The organism is Variovorax sp. PBS-H4 (genome assembly GCF_901827205.1).
GTDB lineage: Bacteria > Pseudomonadota > Gammaproteobacteria > Burkholderiales > Burkholderiaceae_C > Variovorax.
The window spans coordinates 4,307,738-4,320,788 of the sequence record NZ_LR594675.1; the positions used below are offsets into that span (position 1 = coordinate 4,307,738).

A 13,051-nucleotide genomic window follows, 5' to 3' on the forward strand; every position below is an offset into this window, starting at 1 on the left:
TCAGTCGAAGCGCAGCGTCTGCACGCCGGATGCCGTGCCCAGGAGGCAGATATTGGCGCGCTGATGCGCGAAGACGCCGACGGTCACCACGCCGGGCCATTGATTCACCTCGGATTCGAAGCCCAGCGGATCAGTGATTCGCAGGCCCGTCACGTCGATGATGTGCTGGCCGTTGTCGGTCACGAGCGGGGCAGCGTCCTTTTGACGCACCTGGGCCACGCCGCCGAGCCGGGCAAACTGGCGAATCACGCGCCGTGCCGCCATCGGGATCACCTCCACCGGCAGTGGGAAGGCGCCCAGGGTGTTCACGCGCTTGGAGGCGTCGGCGATGCAGATGAACCGCCGGGATTGCGCCGCGACGATCTTTTCGCGCGTCAGCGCTGCGCCCCCGCCCTTGATCATGTAGCCGCGCCCGTCGATCTCGTCGGCGCCGTCGATGTAGACGGCGAGCTCCTCGACATCGTTGCTGTCGAAGACCGTGATGCCCAGGGCCCGCAGGCGCTCGGTCGATGCCACCGAGCTGGACACCGCGCCACGGATGTCGTCCTTGATGGTGGCTAGCGCCTCGATGAACTTGTTGACGGTGGAGCCGGTGCCGACGCCGACGATGTCTCCCCTGCCCACGTGGGCGAGGGCTGCGCGGCCAACCTGCGCCTTCTGCTCATCCTGGGACGGCGCCGGAGCGGAAGCGTTGGAAATCATCGGGGACAATCCTTGGGCTGACGAAGCCCGCAATTATCCGATGTCCCTGCTGCTGCCCTCCTCGCTTTACACGCTCGCCCGACCTTTCCTCTTCGGTTTCGACCCCGAGCACGCGCACGAGCTGACACTCGATGCGCTGGCGCGCACGCAGAACACGCCGCTCGCCTGCGCGTACGCCGCCCCCCGGGTCGATGACCGATTGACGCTGGCCGGGCTGCGCTTTCCGAACCGGATCGGTCTCGCTGCCGGGCTCGACAAGAATGCCCGCTGCATCGACGCCTTCGCTGCCATGGGCTTCGGCTTCGTCGAAGTCGGCACTGTCACGCCGAAGGGCCAACCCGGCAATCCCAAGCCGCGCATGTTCAGGTTGCCGCAGCGCAACGCCCTCATCAACAGGCTGGGTTTCAACAACGAAGGCCTTCACGCCTTCATAGCGAATGTGCAGCGCGCGCGCTTCCGGCGCCGGGCCGACAAGGCGCCGATGCTGCTGGGCCTCAACATCGGCAAGAACGCCGCCACGCCGATCGAACGCGCAGTGGACGACTACCTGGTCTGCCTGGACGGCGTGTATCCGCATGCGGACTATGTGACGATCAACATTTCCAGCCCCAACACCGCCAACCTGCGATCGCTGCAGAGCGACGAGGCGCTCGATGCACTGCTCGGCGCCGTGGCCGACAAGCGCGAGGCACTGGCGCAGCGCCACGGCAGGCGGGTGCCGCTGTTCGTGAAAATTGCGCCGGATCTCGAGGAAGCGCAGGTACAGGTGATTGCCGCCACGCTGCGCCGCCACGGCATGGATGGCGTGATCGCCACCAATACCACGCTGGCACGCGAAGCCGTCGCCGGGCTGCCGCATGCGGACGAGGCCGGCGGACTCTCGGGAGCGCCGGTCCGAGAAGCCAGCAACCGGGTGATCGGCCAGCTGCGATCTGCCCTTGGCGCCGATTTCCCGATCATCGGGGTCGGCGGGGTGCTCAGCGGGGCCGACGCCGAGGCCAAGATCGCGGCCGGCGCCGACCTCGTGCAGATCTACACCGGCCTGATCTACAAGGGGCCTGCGCTGGTGCGAGAGGCGGCCCAGGCACTGCACCGCCGCAGCCGCTGAGCGTCGGCGTTCAGCGCATTCGCCACAGCACGGGACCGATCACCACAGCCCAGCGCAGCAGGCGACGCGGCCCGATCACCACGGCAGCCGCAGCCGCCAATGCGCCGGTCGCGACGGGGTGCTCGCGTGCCATCCGCACCGCGACGGCGCTGGCAGGCTCGTCCGGCGCGGGCTCTGCGGCCTCTGACGCTGCGCTCTCGAGCGTCGCGATCCGCGCCCGCTGGCGAGCGATGCGCGCCAGGAGTTCCTCGCGGCTGAGAGGCCGTGGCTCGCGCGAGGAGTCCGCATCCTCATGGCTCGCATGGAAATGCGCCTGCACCCATTCCCAATCGCGCTCGAATTCACGCAACGCCGGTTCGAAGGCAGTAGAGGCTCGCCGCAGCGTGTTCATCAGCGCGACGGCAGCCACCAGCCATAACGCGAGCCAGACCCCAGCCACCGCCCAGGCAGCGGGGACGCGGCTCGGCGTGTCCCAGAAATGCACGACGACGGCGACCGACAGCAGCGCCACTGTCACGGTCGTCAGCCCGATCACGGCAAGGCTCAAGCCCAATACCAGGCGCAATCGTTGTCGCTCCTCGTCCCATGCCAGCTTCAGCAGCTTTGCACGGTCCTCGGCAGCCAGGGCGCCCTCTCCGGCAGCGATGCGCAGCCGGCGCAAACGCCGATCAAGTCCAAACAAGGACAGCAGTCTCATTCGGGCCGTCTCCCGCACCCGGATGGCCCGCGCTCAGCGGCGGCCAATCAGCAGCCCCACCAGCACGCCGACCGCCAGGGCGGCGCCGGCGATCTGCCAAGGTTCGTCGTGGGCGTAGGCGTTGGCCGTGCTGGCTGCCTCGCGCGCCTTCTTGGCCGCAAGCTTGCTCTTCTCGGCGGCGAGTTCACGCGCAATCGCGAGCTTGCTGTCGATGCGCTGGCGCAGGGCCTTGATGTGCGGCAAGGTGTCGAGTTCCTTGCTGGAGAGCACGCCACGGACGTCGCTGGCAATGTCTTCTGCCACGGCATTCGCCGCCGCTTCGAGGTTGGAGGATGCAGTCATTGAAATCTTCCCTCTGTGAATTCGGCCGGCACCGCGCCGGCGACTTCACGCCGGGTGGCGGCGTGGCGTCCCATGGTACATGCCCTCATGGGCCTAGGGCAGCAAAGACGCCACATGGCGTGCGATGGCGAGACTGCTGGTGAGCCCCGGGGACTCGATCCCAAAGAGATTGACCAGCCCCGCGACGCCGTGCACCGCAGGCCCTTCGATCAGGAAATCCCGCGCCGGCTCCCCCGGGCCGGAGATCTTGGGCCGGATGCCGGCATAGCCTGCTACGAGCGCTCCGTCGGCCAAGGCCGGCCAGTACTTTCGAACCTCGGCATAGAAACCTTCGCCGCGCCGCGGGTCGACGACCAGATCGCCCGGCGAGTCGACCCACTCGACATCGGGGCCGAACTTGGCCTGTCCACCAAGGTCGAGTGTCAGATGCACGCCCAGCCCGGCAGCTTCTGGCACGGGGTAGATCAGGCGGCTGAACGGCGCACGACCCGCCAGCGTGAAGTAGTTGCCCTTGGCGAAAAAGGACGGGGGAATGGTGCTCGCAGGCAGCCCTTCGAAGCGCCGCGCAAGGGCCGGCGCGAGCAGGCCGGCCGCATTGACGACGCTGCGGCAGCGCAGTGCGGTGCCGTCTTCCGCGACGAGCACGATGGCACCCTCGCCGCATTGGGCGCGAGCCACTGGCGATTTGAGCGCCAACATGCCGCCAGCGCCCTCTAGATCACCTTGCAAGCTCAGCATCAACGCATGGCTGTCGACGATACCTGTACTCGGCGAGTGCAGCGCGGCGACGCACTCGAGCTGCGGCTCCATCGCCCGTGCCTGCTCGCGTGTCAGCATGGTCAGGTCATCAACACCATTGGCGGCAGCCTTGCCGGCGATGATTTTCAATTCTGGAACCTGCTCCGGCGCCGTGGCCACGATCAATTTGCCGCAACGGCGATGCGGCAAATCCCGCTGCGCCAGGTACTCGTACAGCATCTGCTTGCCCTCGACGCACAAGCGCGCCTTGAGCGAGCCCTTCGGATAGTAGATGCCAGCGTGGATCACCTCGCTGTTGCGTGAACTCGTGCCGGTGCCGATGCCGCCCTCGGCTTCCAGCACGATCACCTCGCGGCCAGCGAGCGCAAGTGCCCGCGCGACCGCCAACCCCACCACCCCCGCACCAATGACGGCGCAATCGATTTCGTCCATGCCGCGAGCTTAGCCGGCCCGCAATCCTTACTTCGGTTGGTTCGAGAACGGCTTCTCCGGATCGACCGGCTCGGGCGGAGCGGCGGGGCCCTCGTCGGGCTCCACCGGCAGGTCCGGCACATCGGGCGGGTCTGAGGTGATGGGCTGCGGAAGATCGGGGCTGGTGGCCATGGCCTTCTCCTTTCATTGCCGTTCTACAAGGGCTTGCGCGCGAGACAAGCGGTGCGCAGCCGCAGTGTGCGTCGGTACCGGCCGACACGCCAGCAGAAAGGATGAGGAGAAAGGAAGTTGGTGGGCGGTGGAGGCTTCGAACCTCCGACCCCAGCAGTGTGAATGCTGTGCTCTACCCCTGAGCTAACCGCCCCTCCCGACACGACGACGGCGACTGCGCATCGTACCGGGTGGATTTTTTCAGCGCCGCTTGGCGCGAAGCCTGCGATTATGCCACAGCGTTTTCGGCCGCTTGCCGAAAGATCGTCCGGCCATTGCTGGCCTTGTCGAGCTGCAGCAGCAGCTCTTCGTGGGCTGCCAGTTCGTGATCGGCAGCCGTCAGCACCGGCAAGATGAAGCTGCGCAGGTCGACCATCACGACGGCGCCCTGCACCGGCTCGTTGGCCACGATGTCGATGAGCAGCGCGTCCTGGCCGCGCGTCAGATTGATGTAGACGTCCGCCAGCAGCTGCGCATCCAGCTTGGCGCCGTGGAAGGTTCGATTCGAACGGTCGACCCCGAAGCGGTCGCACAGCGCATCGAGCGAATTGCGCTTGCCGGGGTAGACCGCCTTCGCCAATGCCAGCGTGTCGGTCACGTCGCCGACAAAGCTGCGCAGCGGGGGCAGGCCAGCCCGCTCGAACTCCTTGTCGAGGAAGCCGACGTCGAAAGCCGCGTTGTGGATGATCAGCTCGGCATCGCGCAGGTACTCGACGATGTCGTTCGCCAGCACCGCGAACTTGGGCTTGTCGCGCAAAAAGTCGGTCGTCAGTCCGTGTACCTTGAGCGCATCCTCATGGCTCTCGCGCTCCGGATTGAAGTAGATGTGCAGGTCGTTGCCGGTGAGCTTGCGATTGAACAGCTCCACGCACCCCAGTTCGATGATGCGGTCGCCGTTCTCGGCCGAAAGGCCCGTGGTTTCGGTGTCGAGAACGATTTGGCGCGTCATCAGTGGTTTTCTTTGGCGTGATTGATCGAGTACTTGGGGATCTCGACGGTGAGATCGCTCTGCGCGAGTATCGCCTGGCAGCTGAGCCGCGATTGCGGCTCCAGCCCCCAAGCACGATCGAGCAGGTCTTCCTCGCCCTCCTCCGCTTCGTTGAGCGATTCAAAACCCTTGCGCACGATCACGTGGCAGGTGGTGCAGGCGCAGCTCATTTCGCAGGCATGCTCGATGTTGATGTGATTCTCGAGCAGCGCCTCGCAGATCGAGGTGCCGGCAGGCGCGCTGATTTCAGCGCCCTCTGGACAGTATTCGGCGTGGGGGAGGATCTTGATGGTCGGCATTGAGGCTTCTAGAGGGATTCGATCTGCCGGCCCGAAAGAGCGCGGGCAATGCCCGCATTCATCCGCTGCGCGGCAAAGGCTTCGGTGCCGTCGGCCAGGGCCTGGGTCGCAGCTTCGACGACGGCCGCATCATCGGCCGAGCGTGCCGCGCGCAGCCCGTCCATCAGTGCTTCGATGGCCTCGCGGCTCCCGGCATCGAGCAGGTCGCCGTCGGCATCGAGTGCGCTCTGCGTGGCCAGCAGCATGCGATCGGCGTCCACGCGAGCCTCGACTAGCGCACGTGCCTGCATGTCCTGCTGCGCAGTGGAGAAGCTGTCCTGCAGCATGGTTGCGATCTGGTCGTCGGACAGGCCATAGGAAGGTTTGACCGTGACGCTCGCCTCCACGCCGCTGCCCTGTTCCCTGGCGCTGACGCTGAGCAGGCCATCGGCATCGACAGTGAAGGTGACGCGGATGCGCGCTGCACCTGCGGTCATCGGCGGAATGCCGCGCAGCTCGAAGCGCGCAAGACTGCGGCAATCCGAGACGAGATCGCGCTCGCCCTGCACGACGTGCAGCGCCAGCGCAGTCTGGCCATCCTGGTAGGTCGTGAAGTCCTGCGCCATTGCGGTCGGAATGGTCTGGTTGCGCGGAACGATGCGCTCGACAAGTCCGCCCATCGTCTCGATGCCGAGCGACAGCGGAATCACGTCGAGCAGGAGCAGATCGTCGGCACCGCCATTACCCGCCAGTTGGTTCGCCTGGATCGCAGCGCCCAGCGCAACGACCTCGTCGGGGTTCAGGTTGGTCAACGGCTCGCGGCCGAAGAGCTCGGCCACCGCGCGCCGAATCTGCGGCATGCGCGTCGCCCCGCCGACCAGCACGGCGCCCTGCAGGTCGGCTGGTTGCAGCCGAGCGTCACGCAGCGCCTTGCGCACGGCAACGATGGTGCGTGCGGTCAGGCTTGCGGTCGCGGCTTCGAACTGCGCGCGCGAGACCTCCAACTGCAGCTTGTGGTCTGCCAGGTCGGCCGAGAAGGTTGCCGTGTCTGCGGCAGTCAGAGCTTCCTTCGTGGCACGCGCCGCAACGAGCAGCGCGGCCTTGTCCGCATCGCCTCGGGCCTCGAACCCGCTCTGCGCCAACGCGAAACCCGCCAGCACGTGGTCGTAGTCGTCCCCGCCAAGTGCGGAGTCGCCACCAGTGGCGATGACCTCGAACACGCCTTGCGTCAGGCGCAAGATCGAGATGTCGAACGTGCCGCCACCGAGATCGTAGACCGCATAGACGCCCTCGCTGGCGTTGTCCAGGCCATAGGCAATCGCCGCCGCAGTGGGCTCGCTGATCAGCCGCAGAAGGTTGATGCCGGCAAGTTGCGCCGCATCCTTGGTGGCCTGGCGCTGCCCTTCGTCGAAATAGGCCGGCACGGTGATCACGGCGCCGTAGAGCTCCTCGTCGAAGGTGTCCTCGGCGCGATAGCGCAGGGTCGCCAGGATATCGGCACTCACCTCGACAGGCGACTTGGAGCCGGCTGCGGTTTGCACCTGGACCATGCCTGCATCGCCTCCCAGCCTGTATGCCATCGCATCGCGATTGCCAACATCCTGCACCCCGCGTCCCATCAGGCGCTTCACCGAGGTGATGACATTGGACGGATCGGCCGTGCGCGCAGCCAACGCCTCGAAGCCGATCCGCCGGCGGTCCTTGTCGAGGTAGCGCACTGCCGACGGGAGCAGCACGCGTCCCTCGGCGTCGGGCAGGCACTCGGCCACCCCGTTGCGTACGGCAGCCACCAGCGAGTGCGTGGTCCCGAGGTCGATACCAACGGCGATGCGGCGCCGGTGCGGATCGGGCGCCTGACCAGGTTCTGAAATCTGCAGCAATGCCATGGCTCTATTGTCCCCACGCTTCCGACTTGGCTTCGATGTCCTCTGCAAAGCGCTCGATGAACATGAGGGCTCTCACCTGCTTCGCGGCCTCGGCATGGTCGCCCTTTACGTCGATCAGGCACTCCAGCGAAGAGAGCGCGCGGGCGCGCCCGGCATCGACCTCCGCGCGCAGCTTGCTGAAGGCGGCAGCGTCGCGCGCCTCGTCGAGCTCCTCGCGCCATTCCATTTGCTGGATCAGGAACTCGGGCGGCATCGCCGTGTTCTTCTCCGCATCGATGGGATGACCGTTCAGCGTGCACAGATAGCCCGCGCGCCTGACGGGGTCCTTCAGCCGCTGGTAGGCCTCGTTGATGCGCACCGACCACTGCATGGCCACCCGCTGCGCCGCGGTGCCCTGGGCTGCGAACCGGTCGGGATGCGCCTCGCGCTGCAATTCCTTCCACCGCGCATCGAGCACGGCGCGGTCCTGGGCAAAGCTCGCCGGCACGGCGAAGAGTTCGAAATCGGTGTCGTTCAGGTTCATGGCGTCAAAAAGCCGCCAGCCCATGACCGGGTGGTGGCGGCTTGGACGGGAAGCCGGTGAAATGTCAGATACGGAAGCTTTCGCCGCAGCCGCAGCGGTCGCGCTCGTTCGGGTTGTTGAACTTGAAACCCTCGTTCAGCCCCTCGCGCACGAAATCCAGCTGCGTGCCGTCGATGTAGGCGAGGCTCTTGGGGTCGACCAGCACTTTCACGCCATGGTCCTCGAAGACCACGTCTTCAGGCGCCAGTTCGTCCACGTACTCGAGCTTGTAGGCCAGGCCCGAACAGCCCGTGGTCTTCACTCCCAGCCGAACGCCCACCCCCTTGCCTCGCTTGCCGAGGTAGCGGGTCACGTGGCGCGCGGCAGCTTCGGTCAGGGTCACAGCCATGTCAGGCCCCGCCCGGCCGCCCGAAGGGCATTGAGCGCCCCCTCGGGGGCAGCGATACACGAAGTGATGAGCGTGGGGGGCATATCAGTGAGCGGCTTCCGTGGTCGTCGCCGCGGCAACGCCGCGCTTGGCCTTGTAGTCGTTGACAGCCGCCTTGATGGCGTCTTCCGCAAGGATCGAGCAATGGATCTTGACTGGCGGCAGCGCCAGCTCTTCGGCGATCTGCGCGTTCTTGAGCGCAGCCGCCTCGTCGAGCGTCTTGCCCTTGACCCACTCGGTCACCAGCGAGGAAGAAGCGATCGCCGAGCCGCAGCCGTAGGTCTTGAAGCGCGCGTCTTCGATGACGCCCGTTTCGGGATTGACCTTGATCTGCAACTTCATGACGTCGCCGCACGCCGGCGCGCCGACCATGCCCGTGCCCACCGAGTCGTCGCCCTTTTCGAAGGAACCGACGTTGCGGGGGTTTTCATAGTGGTCAATGACCTTGGATGAATATGCCATGGGGTACCTCTCAGTCTTTGTTCAATGCGCCGACCACTGGATCGTGCTGATATCGATGCCGTCCTTGAACATCTCCCAGAGCGGGCTCAGTTCACGGAGCTTGGCGACGTTGTGCTTGATGGTCGAGACCGCGTAGTCGATCTCTTCCTCCGTGGTGAAGCGGCCAATGGTCATGCGCAGGCTGCTGTGCGCGAGCTCATCGCTGCGGCCGAGCGCGCGCAGCACATAGCTGGGCTCCAGACTGGCCGAGGTGCAGGCCGAGCCGCTGGACACCGCCAGACCCTTGATGCCCATGATCAGCGACTCGCCCTCGACATAGTTGAAGCTCATGTTGAGGTTGTGCGGGACGCGGTGCTCCAGGTCGCCGTTGATGAAGACCTGCTCGACATCCTTGAGGCCGTCGAGCAGGCGCTGCTGCAGGGCCCGAGCCTTGGCAATGTCCTCTTTCATCTCGAGCCTGGCGATGCGGAAGGCCTCGCCCATCCCGACGATCTGGTGCGTGGGCAGGGTGCCGGAGCGCATGCCGCGCTCATGGCCGCCGCCGTGCATCTGGGCCTCCAGCCGAACGCGCGGCTTGCGGCGCACGTACAGCGCGCCGATGCCTTTGGGCCCGTACGTCTTGTGCGAAGCCAGGCTCATGAGGTCGATCGGGAGCGTCTTGACGTCAATGTCGACCTTGCCGGTGGCCTGCGCCGCGTCGACGTGGAAGATCACGCCCTTCTCGCGGCAGATCGTGCCCAAAGCCACGACGTCCTGGATCACGCCGATCTCGTTGTTCACGAACATCACGCTCGCGAGGATGGTGTCCGGGCGTATGGCTGCCTTGAAGGCGTCAAGGTCGAGCAGGCCGTCTTCCTGGACATCCAGGTAGGTCACCTCGAAGCCCTGGCGTTCGAGCTCGCGCATGGTGTCGAGCACCGCCTTGTGCTCGGTCTTCACCGTGATCAGGTGCTTGCCCTTGCCCTTGTAGAAATGGGCTGCGCCCTTGAGCGCCAGGTTGTTCGACTCGGTGGCGCCGGAGGTCCAGACGATTTCGCGCGGATCGGCGCCGATCAGCTCGGCCACTTCAGTGCGCGCCTTCTCCACCGCCTCCTCCGCCTCCCAGCCCCATGCGTGGCTGCGTGATGCCGGATTGCCGAAGTGCTCGCGCAACCAGGGAATCATCGCGTCGACGACGCGCGGGTCGACCGGCGTCGTCGCGCCGTAGTCGAGGTAGATCGGAAAATGGGGAGTGACATCCATGGCTGGCTCGGGCTGGCGTGGGGTTGACGTTCTCTGAGGAAATCTTCGACGCGGCGCCATGCGGCGCCGGCGGGTCAGGATTTGGCGAAGGCGTTGCCGAGGGCGAAGACCGAATTCGGCGCGTTGACCCGGATGGGCTTTACCACCGGCTGGCTCGAGATCGCCCGCTTGACGGCCGGCTTGTTCTCGATCTGCACACCCTTGGCGATCTGGTCGTCCACCAGTTTTTGCAGGGTGACCGAATCGAGGAACTCGACCATGCGCTGGTTCAGCGAAGCCCAGAGCTCGTGCGTCATGCAACGGCCGGCCTCGCCCAGGCAATTTTCCTTGCCGCCGCATTGCGTGGCGTCGATCGGTTCGTCGACGGAAACAATGATGTCGGCTACGGTAATTTCGGAAGCCTTGCGACCCAGCGAATAACCGCCGCCGGGGCCTCGGGTCGACTCGACCAGTTCGTGCCGGCGTAGCTTGCCGAAGAGCTGCTCGAGATACGACAGCGAAATCTGCTGCCGCTGGCTGATTGCGGCCAGCGTGACCGGACCGGTGTTCTGGCGCAATGCCAGATCGATCATGGCTGTGACCGCAAAACGGCCTTTGGTTGTGAGACGCATCGCAAGCTCCTTTGAGTGCTTACCGTTGAAAAGACACCTTGGCGTTGTGGGCTTTGGTGACGCCGTCTCCGCCCTTCCCGACCCACTTCCGCCGTTGTTCCAACGGTGGGAGCCGGTTCTTCATCGCGAAGTTCTTTTTGCCTGACTATTTCTGTCAACTATAACAGATAGCCCTCAAGTCTGCTCGGGTAAACCCGATTGCAGGCCGTGAGGGCTGGCGGCGGGGTGCTCCCGCGGCGCGGTCAGAGGGCGATGTTGTCCTTGCCCGGCGCGCCGAAGGCCTGCTCCCGCAGCTGCGCCAATTGGTCGCGCACCCGCGCCGCCTTTTCGAATTCGAGGTTGCGCGCGTGCTCGAGCATCAGCTTTTCCAACCGCTTGATCTCCCGCGCAACGTCCTTTTCCGACATGTCCTCGACCTTGGCGCGCTCGAGCTCGAGCTTGGCGGCCTCCTTGCCCGACTTCTCGCTGTACACGCCGTCGATCAGATCGCGGACCTGCTTGACGATGCTGCGCGGCGTGATGCCGTGGGCCTGGTTGTAGGCGATCTGCCGCGCCCGGCGCCGTTCGGTCTCGCCGATGGCCTTCTTCATCGACTCGGTCATGCGGTCGGCGTAAAGGATCGCCTTGCCGTTCATGTTGCGGGCGGCGCGGCCGATGGTCTGGATCAGCGAGCGTTCGGCGCGCAGGAAGCCTTCCTTGTCGGCATCGAGGATCGCGACCAAAGAAACCTCGGGAATGTCCAGGCCTTCGCGCAGAAGATTGATGCCGACAAGCACATCGAAGGTACCGAGCCGCAGGTCGCGCAAGATCTCGACGCGCTCGACCGTGTCGATATCGCTGTGCAGGTAACGCACCTTGACACCGTTGTCTCCAAGGTAGTCGGTCAGCTGCTCGGCCATGCGCTTGGTCAAGGTGGTGATCAGGACGCGCTCGTTCTTCTCGACGCGCAGGCGGATTTCCTGCAGCACGTCGTCCACCTGGTGGGTGGCGGGGCGGACCTCGACTTCCGGGTCGATCAGACCCGTGGGCCGGACCAGTTGCTCGACCACGTTGCCGGCATGCTCCATCTCGTATTGCGCCGGCGTGGCCGACACGAAGATGCATTGACGCATGCGCGTCTCGAACTCGTCGAACTTGAGTGGACGGTTGTCCAAGGCCGAGGGCAGGCGAAAGCCATATTCGACCAGCGTGATCTTGCGCGCCCGGTCGCCGTTGTACATGCCGCCCAGCTGGCCGATCATCTGGTGGCTCTCGTCGAGGAACATGATCGCGTCCTTCGGCAGGTAGTCGGTCAGCGTGGCCGGCGGCTGGCCCGGTGCCGCTCCGGAAAGATGGCGCGTGTAGTTCTCGATGCCCTTGCAGTGTCCGATCTCGGCCAGCATCTCCAGGTCGAACCGGGTGCGCTGCTCGAGCCGCTGAGCCTCCACCAGCTTGCCCGCGGCCACCAGTTCCTTGAGCCGCTGGTCGAGCTCGAGCTTGATGGTCTCGACAGCGGTCAGAACCTTGTCGCGCGGCGTCACGTAGTGGCTCGAAGGATAGACAGTGAAGCGCGGGATCTTCTGCCGGATGCGCCCGGTCAGCGGATCGAAAAGCTGCAAGGTCTCGATCTCGTCATCGAAGAGCTCGATGCGGATGGCGAGTTCGCTGTGCTCGGCCGGAAACACGTCGATGGTGTCGCCCCGCACCCGGAAGGTACCCCGCGCGAAGTCCTGCTCGTTGCGCGTGTACTGCATGCGGATCAGTCGCGAGATCACGTCGCGCTGGCCGATCTTGTCGCCCGTGCGCATGATGAAGCGCATCTGGGTGTAGTCCTCGGGCGTGCCGATGCCATAGATCGCGCTGACGGTGGCGACGATCACGGTGTCGCGGCGCTCCAGCACGCTCTTGGTGGCCGACAGGCGCATCTGCTCGATGTGCTCGTTGATCGAACTGTCCTTTTCGATGAACAGGTCGCGTTGCGGCACGTAGGCCTCGGGCTGGTAGTAGTCGTAGTAGCTCACGAAGTATTCGACCGCGTTCTTCGGGAAGAACTCGCGAAACTCGCTGTAGAGCTGGGCCGCCAGCGTCTTGTTGGGCGCAAACACGATCGCCGGACGCCCAAGCCGGGCGATCACGTTGGCCATGGTGAAGGTCTTGCCAGAGCCGGTGACCCCCAGCAGCGTCTGGTAGACCTCGCCGTCACGCACGCCCTCCACCAGGCCATCGATCGCCACCGGCTGGTCGCCCGCCGGAGGATAGGGCTGGTAGAGCTCGAAGGGCGAGCCGGCGAAGTGGATGAATTCGCCCGGCTTGACGGGCCCGACGACGGGCTCGGCCCCGGGCCGATCTGGAATGACTTCGGTGATTTCAGGCATGGCGTCCAGGAGAGGTGCGGCTCGGCCGGT

15 protein-coding genes and 1 tRNA gene are annotated in these 13,051 nt (G+C 65.4%); 1 reads left to right on the forward strand and 15 read right to left on the reverse strand.

The annotated features are described in order from the left end of the window. On the reverse strand, nucleotides 1-702 hold the full coding sequence (rpiA, locus tag E5CHR_RS20410) for a ribose-5-phosphate isomerase RpiA (RefSeq protein WP_162581536.1): 702 nt from the start codon (nucleotides 700-702) through the stop codon (nucleotides 1-3). Nucleotides 703-742: 40 nt separating this feature from the next. Here rpiA and E5CHR_RS20415 point away from each other — a divergent pair, with 40 nt between their 5' ends. After that, nucleotides 743-1,810 (forward strand): quinone-dependent dihydroorotate dehydrogenase, encoded by a 1,068-nt coding sequence (locus E5CHR_RS20415; RefSeq protein WP_162581537.1) that lies wholly within the window; start codon nucleotides 743-745, stop codon nucleotides 1,808-1,810. Nucleotides 1,811-1,820: 10 nt separating this feature from the next. Here E5CHR_RS20415 and E5CHR_RS20420 read toward each other — a convergent pair whose 3' ends face one another. The 14 genes from E5CHR_RS20420 to uvrB all read right to left on the reverse strand — a co-directional run bounded on the left by E5CHR_RS20420 (nucleotide 1,821) and on the right by uvrB (nucleotide 13,021). Further along, nucleotides 1,821-2,507, reverse strand: a complete 687-nt coding sequence (locus E5CHR_RS20420) for a phage holin family protein (RefSeq protein WP_162581538.1) — start codon at nucleotides 2,505-2,507, stop codon at nucleotides 1,821-1,823. Nucleotides 2,508-2,540: 33 nt separating this feature from the next. Further along, nucleotides 2,541-2,849, reverse strand: a complete 309-nt coding sequence (locus E5CHR_RS20425) for a DUF883 family protein (RefSeq protein WP_162581539.1) — start codon at nucleotides 2,847-2,849, stop codon at nucleotides 2,541-2,543. A gap of 93 nt (nucleotides 2,850-2,942) precedes the next feature. Continuing rightward, entirely contained in the window at nucleotides 2,943-4,040 is a 1,098-nt protein-coding gene (locus E5CHR_RS20430) for an NAD(P)/FAD-dependent oxidoreductase (protein WP_162581540.1), read from the reverse strand. A 27-nt stretch (nucleotides 4,041-4,067) separates the two neighbouring features. Continuing rightward, complete coding sequence (locus E5CHR_RS20435) at nucleotides 4,068-4,211, reverse strand: stereocilin (protein WP_162581541.1); 144 nt, start codon at nucleotides 4,209-4,211, stop codon at nucleotides 4,068-4,070. A 118-nt stretch (nucleotides 4,212-4,329) separates the two neighbouring features. After that, nucleotides 4,330-4,404, reverse strand: a tRNA-Val gene (locus E5CHR_RS20440). Nucleotides 4,405-4,479: 75 nt separating this feature from the next. Next, nucleotides 4,480-5,199, reverse strand: coding sequence for a DNA polymerase III subunit epsilon (dnaQ, locus tag E5CHR_RS20445; protein ID WP_162581542.1), 720 nt, complete (start codon nucleotides 5,197-5,199; stop codon nucleotides 4,480-4,482). After that, entirely contained in the window at nucleotides 5,199-5,537 is a 339-nt protein-coding gene (fdx, locus tag E5CHR_RS20450; RefSeq protein WP_162581543.1) for an ISC system 2Fe-2S type ferredoxin, read from the reverse strand. Before fdx ends, dnaQ begins: the two co-directional genes overlap by 1 nt. 8 nt (nucleotides 5,538-5,545) lie before the next feature. After that, on the reverse strand, nucleotides 5,546-7,402 hold the full coding sequence (gene hscA, locus E5CHR_RS20455; RefSeq protein ID WP_162581544.1) for a Fe-S protein assembly chaperone HscA: 1,857 nt from the start codon (nucleotides 7,400-7,402) through the stop codon (nucleotides 5,546-5,548). A gap of 4 nt (nucleotides 7,403-7,406) precedes the next feature. Continuing rightward, entirely contained in the window at nucleotides 7,407-7,925 is a 519-nt protein-coding gene (gene hscB, locus E5CHR_RS20460; RefSeq protein WP_162581545.1) for a Fe-S protein assembly co-chaperone HscB, read from the reverse strand. A gap of 64 nt (nucleotides 7,926-7,989) precedes the next feature. Continuing rightward, on the reverse strand, nucleotides 7,990-8,313 hold the full coding sequence (iscA, locus tag E5CHR_RS20465) for an iron-sulfur cluster assembly protein IscA (protein WP_026346233.1): 324 nt from the start codon (nucleotides 8,311-8,313) through the stop codon (nucleotides 7,990-7,992). 84 nt (nucleotides 8,314-8,397) lie between these two features. Further along, the gene (iscU, locus tag E5CHR_RS20470) at nucleotides 8,398-8,814 is read right to left on the reverse strand and encodes a Fe-S cluster assembly scaffold IscU (RefSeq protein WP_162581546.1); all 417 of its coding nucleotides are present in this window, start codon (nucleotides 8,812-8,814) and stop codon (nucleotides 8,398-8,400) included. 21 nt (nucleotides 8,815-8,835) lie between these two features. Further along, nucleotides 8,836-10,056: an IscS subfamily cysteine desulfurase gene (locus E5CHR_RS20475; RefSeq protein WP_162581547.1), complete on the reverse strand. Its 1,221-nt coding sequence runs from the start codon at nucleotides 10,054-10,056 to the stop codon at nucleotides 8,836-8,838. Nucleotides 10,057-10,130: 74 nt separating this feature from the next. After that, nucleotides 10,131-10,667, reverse strand: coding sequence for a Fe-S cluster assembly transcriptional regulator IscR (iscR, locus tag E5CHR_RS20480; RefSeq protein WP_068672852.1), 537 nt, complete (start codon nucleotides 10,665-10,667; stop codon nucleotides 10,131-10,133). A gap of 242 nt (nucleotides 10,668-10,909) precedes the next feature. Further along, nucleotides 10,910-13,021 carry an excinuclease ABC subunit UvrB gene (gene uvrB / locus E5CHR_RS20485; RefSeq protein WP_162581548.1) on the reverse strand — a complete coding sequence of 704 codons (2,112 nt, stop codon included), beginning with the start codon at nucleotides 13,019-13,021 and terminating at the stop codon, nucleotides 10,910-10,912. Nucleotides 13,022-13,051: the final 30 nt, after the last annotated feature.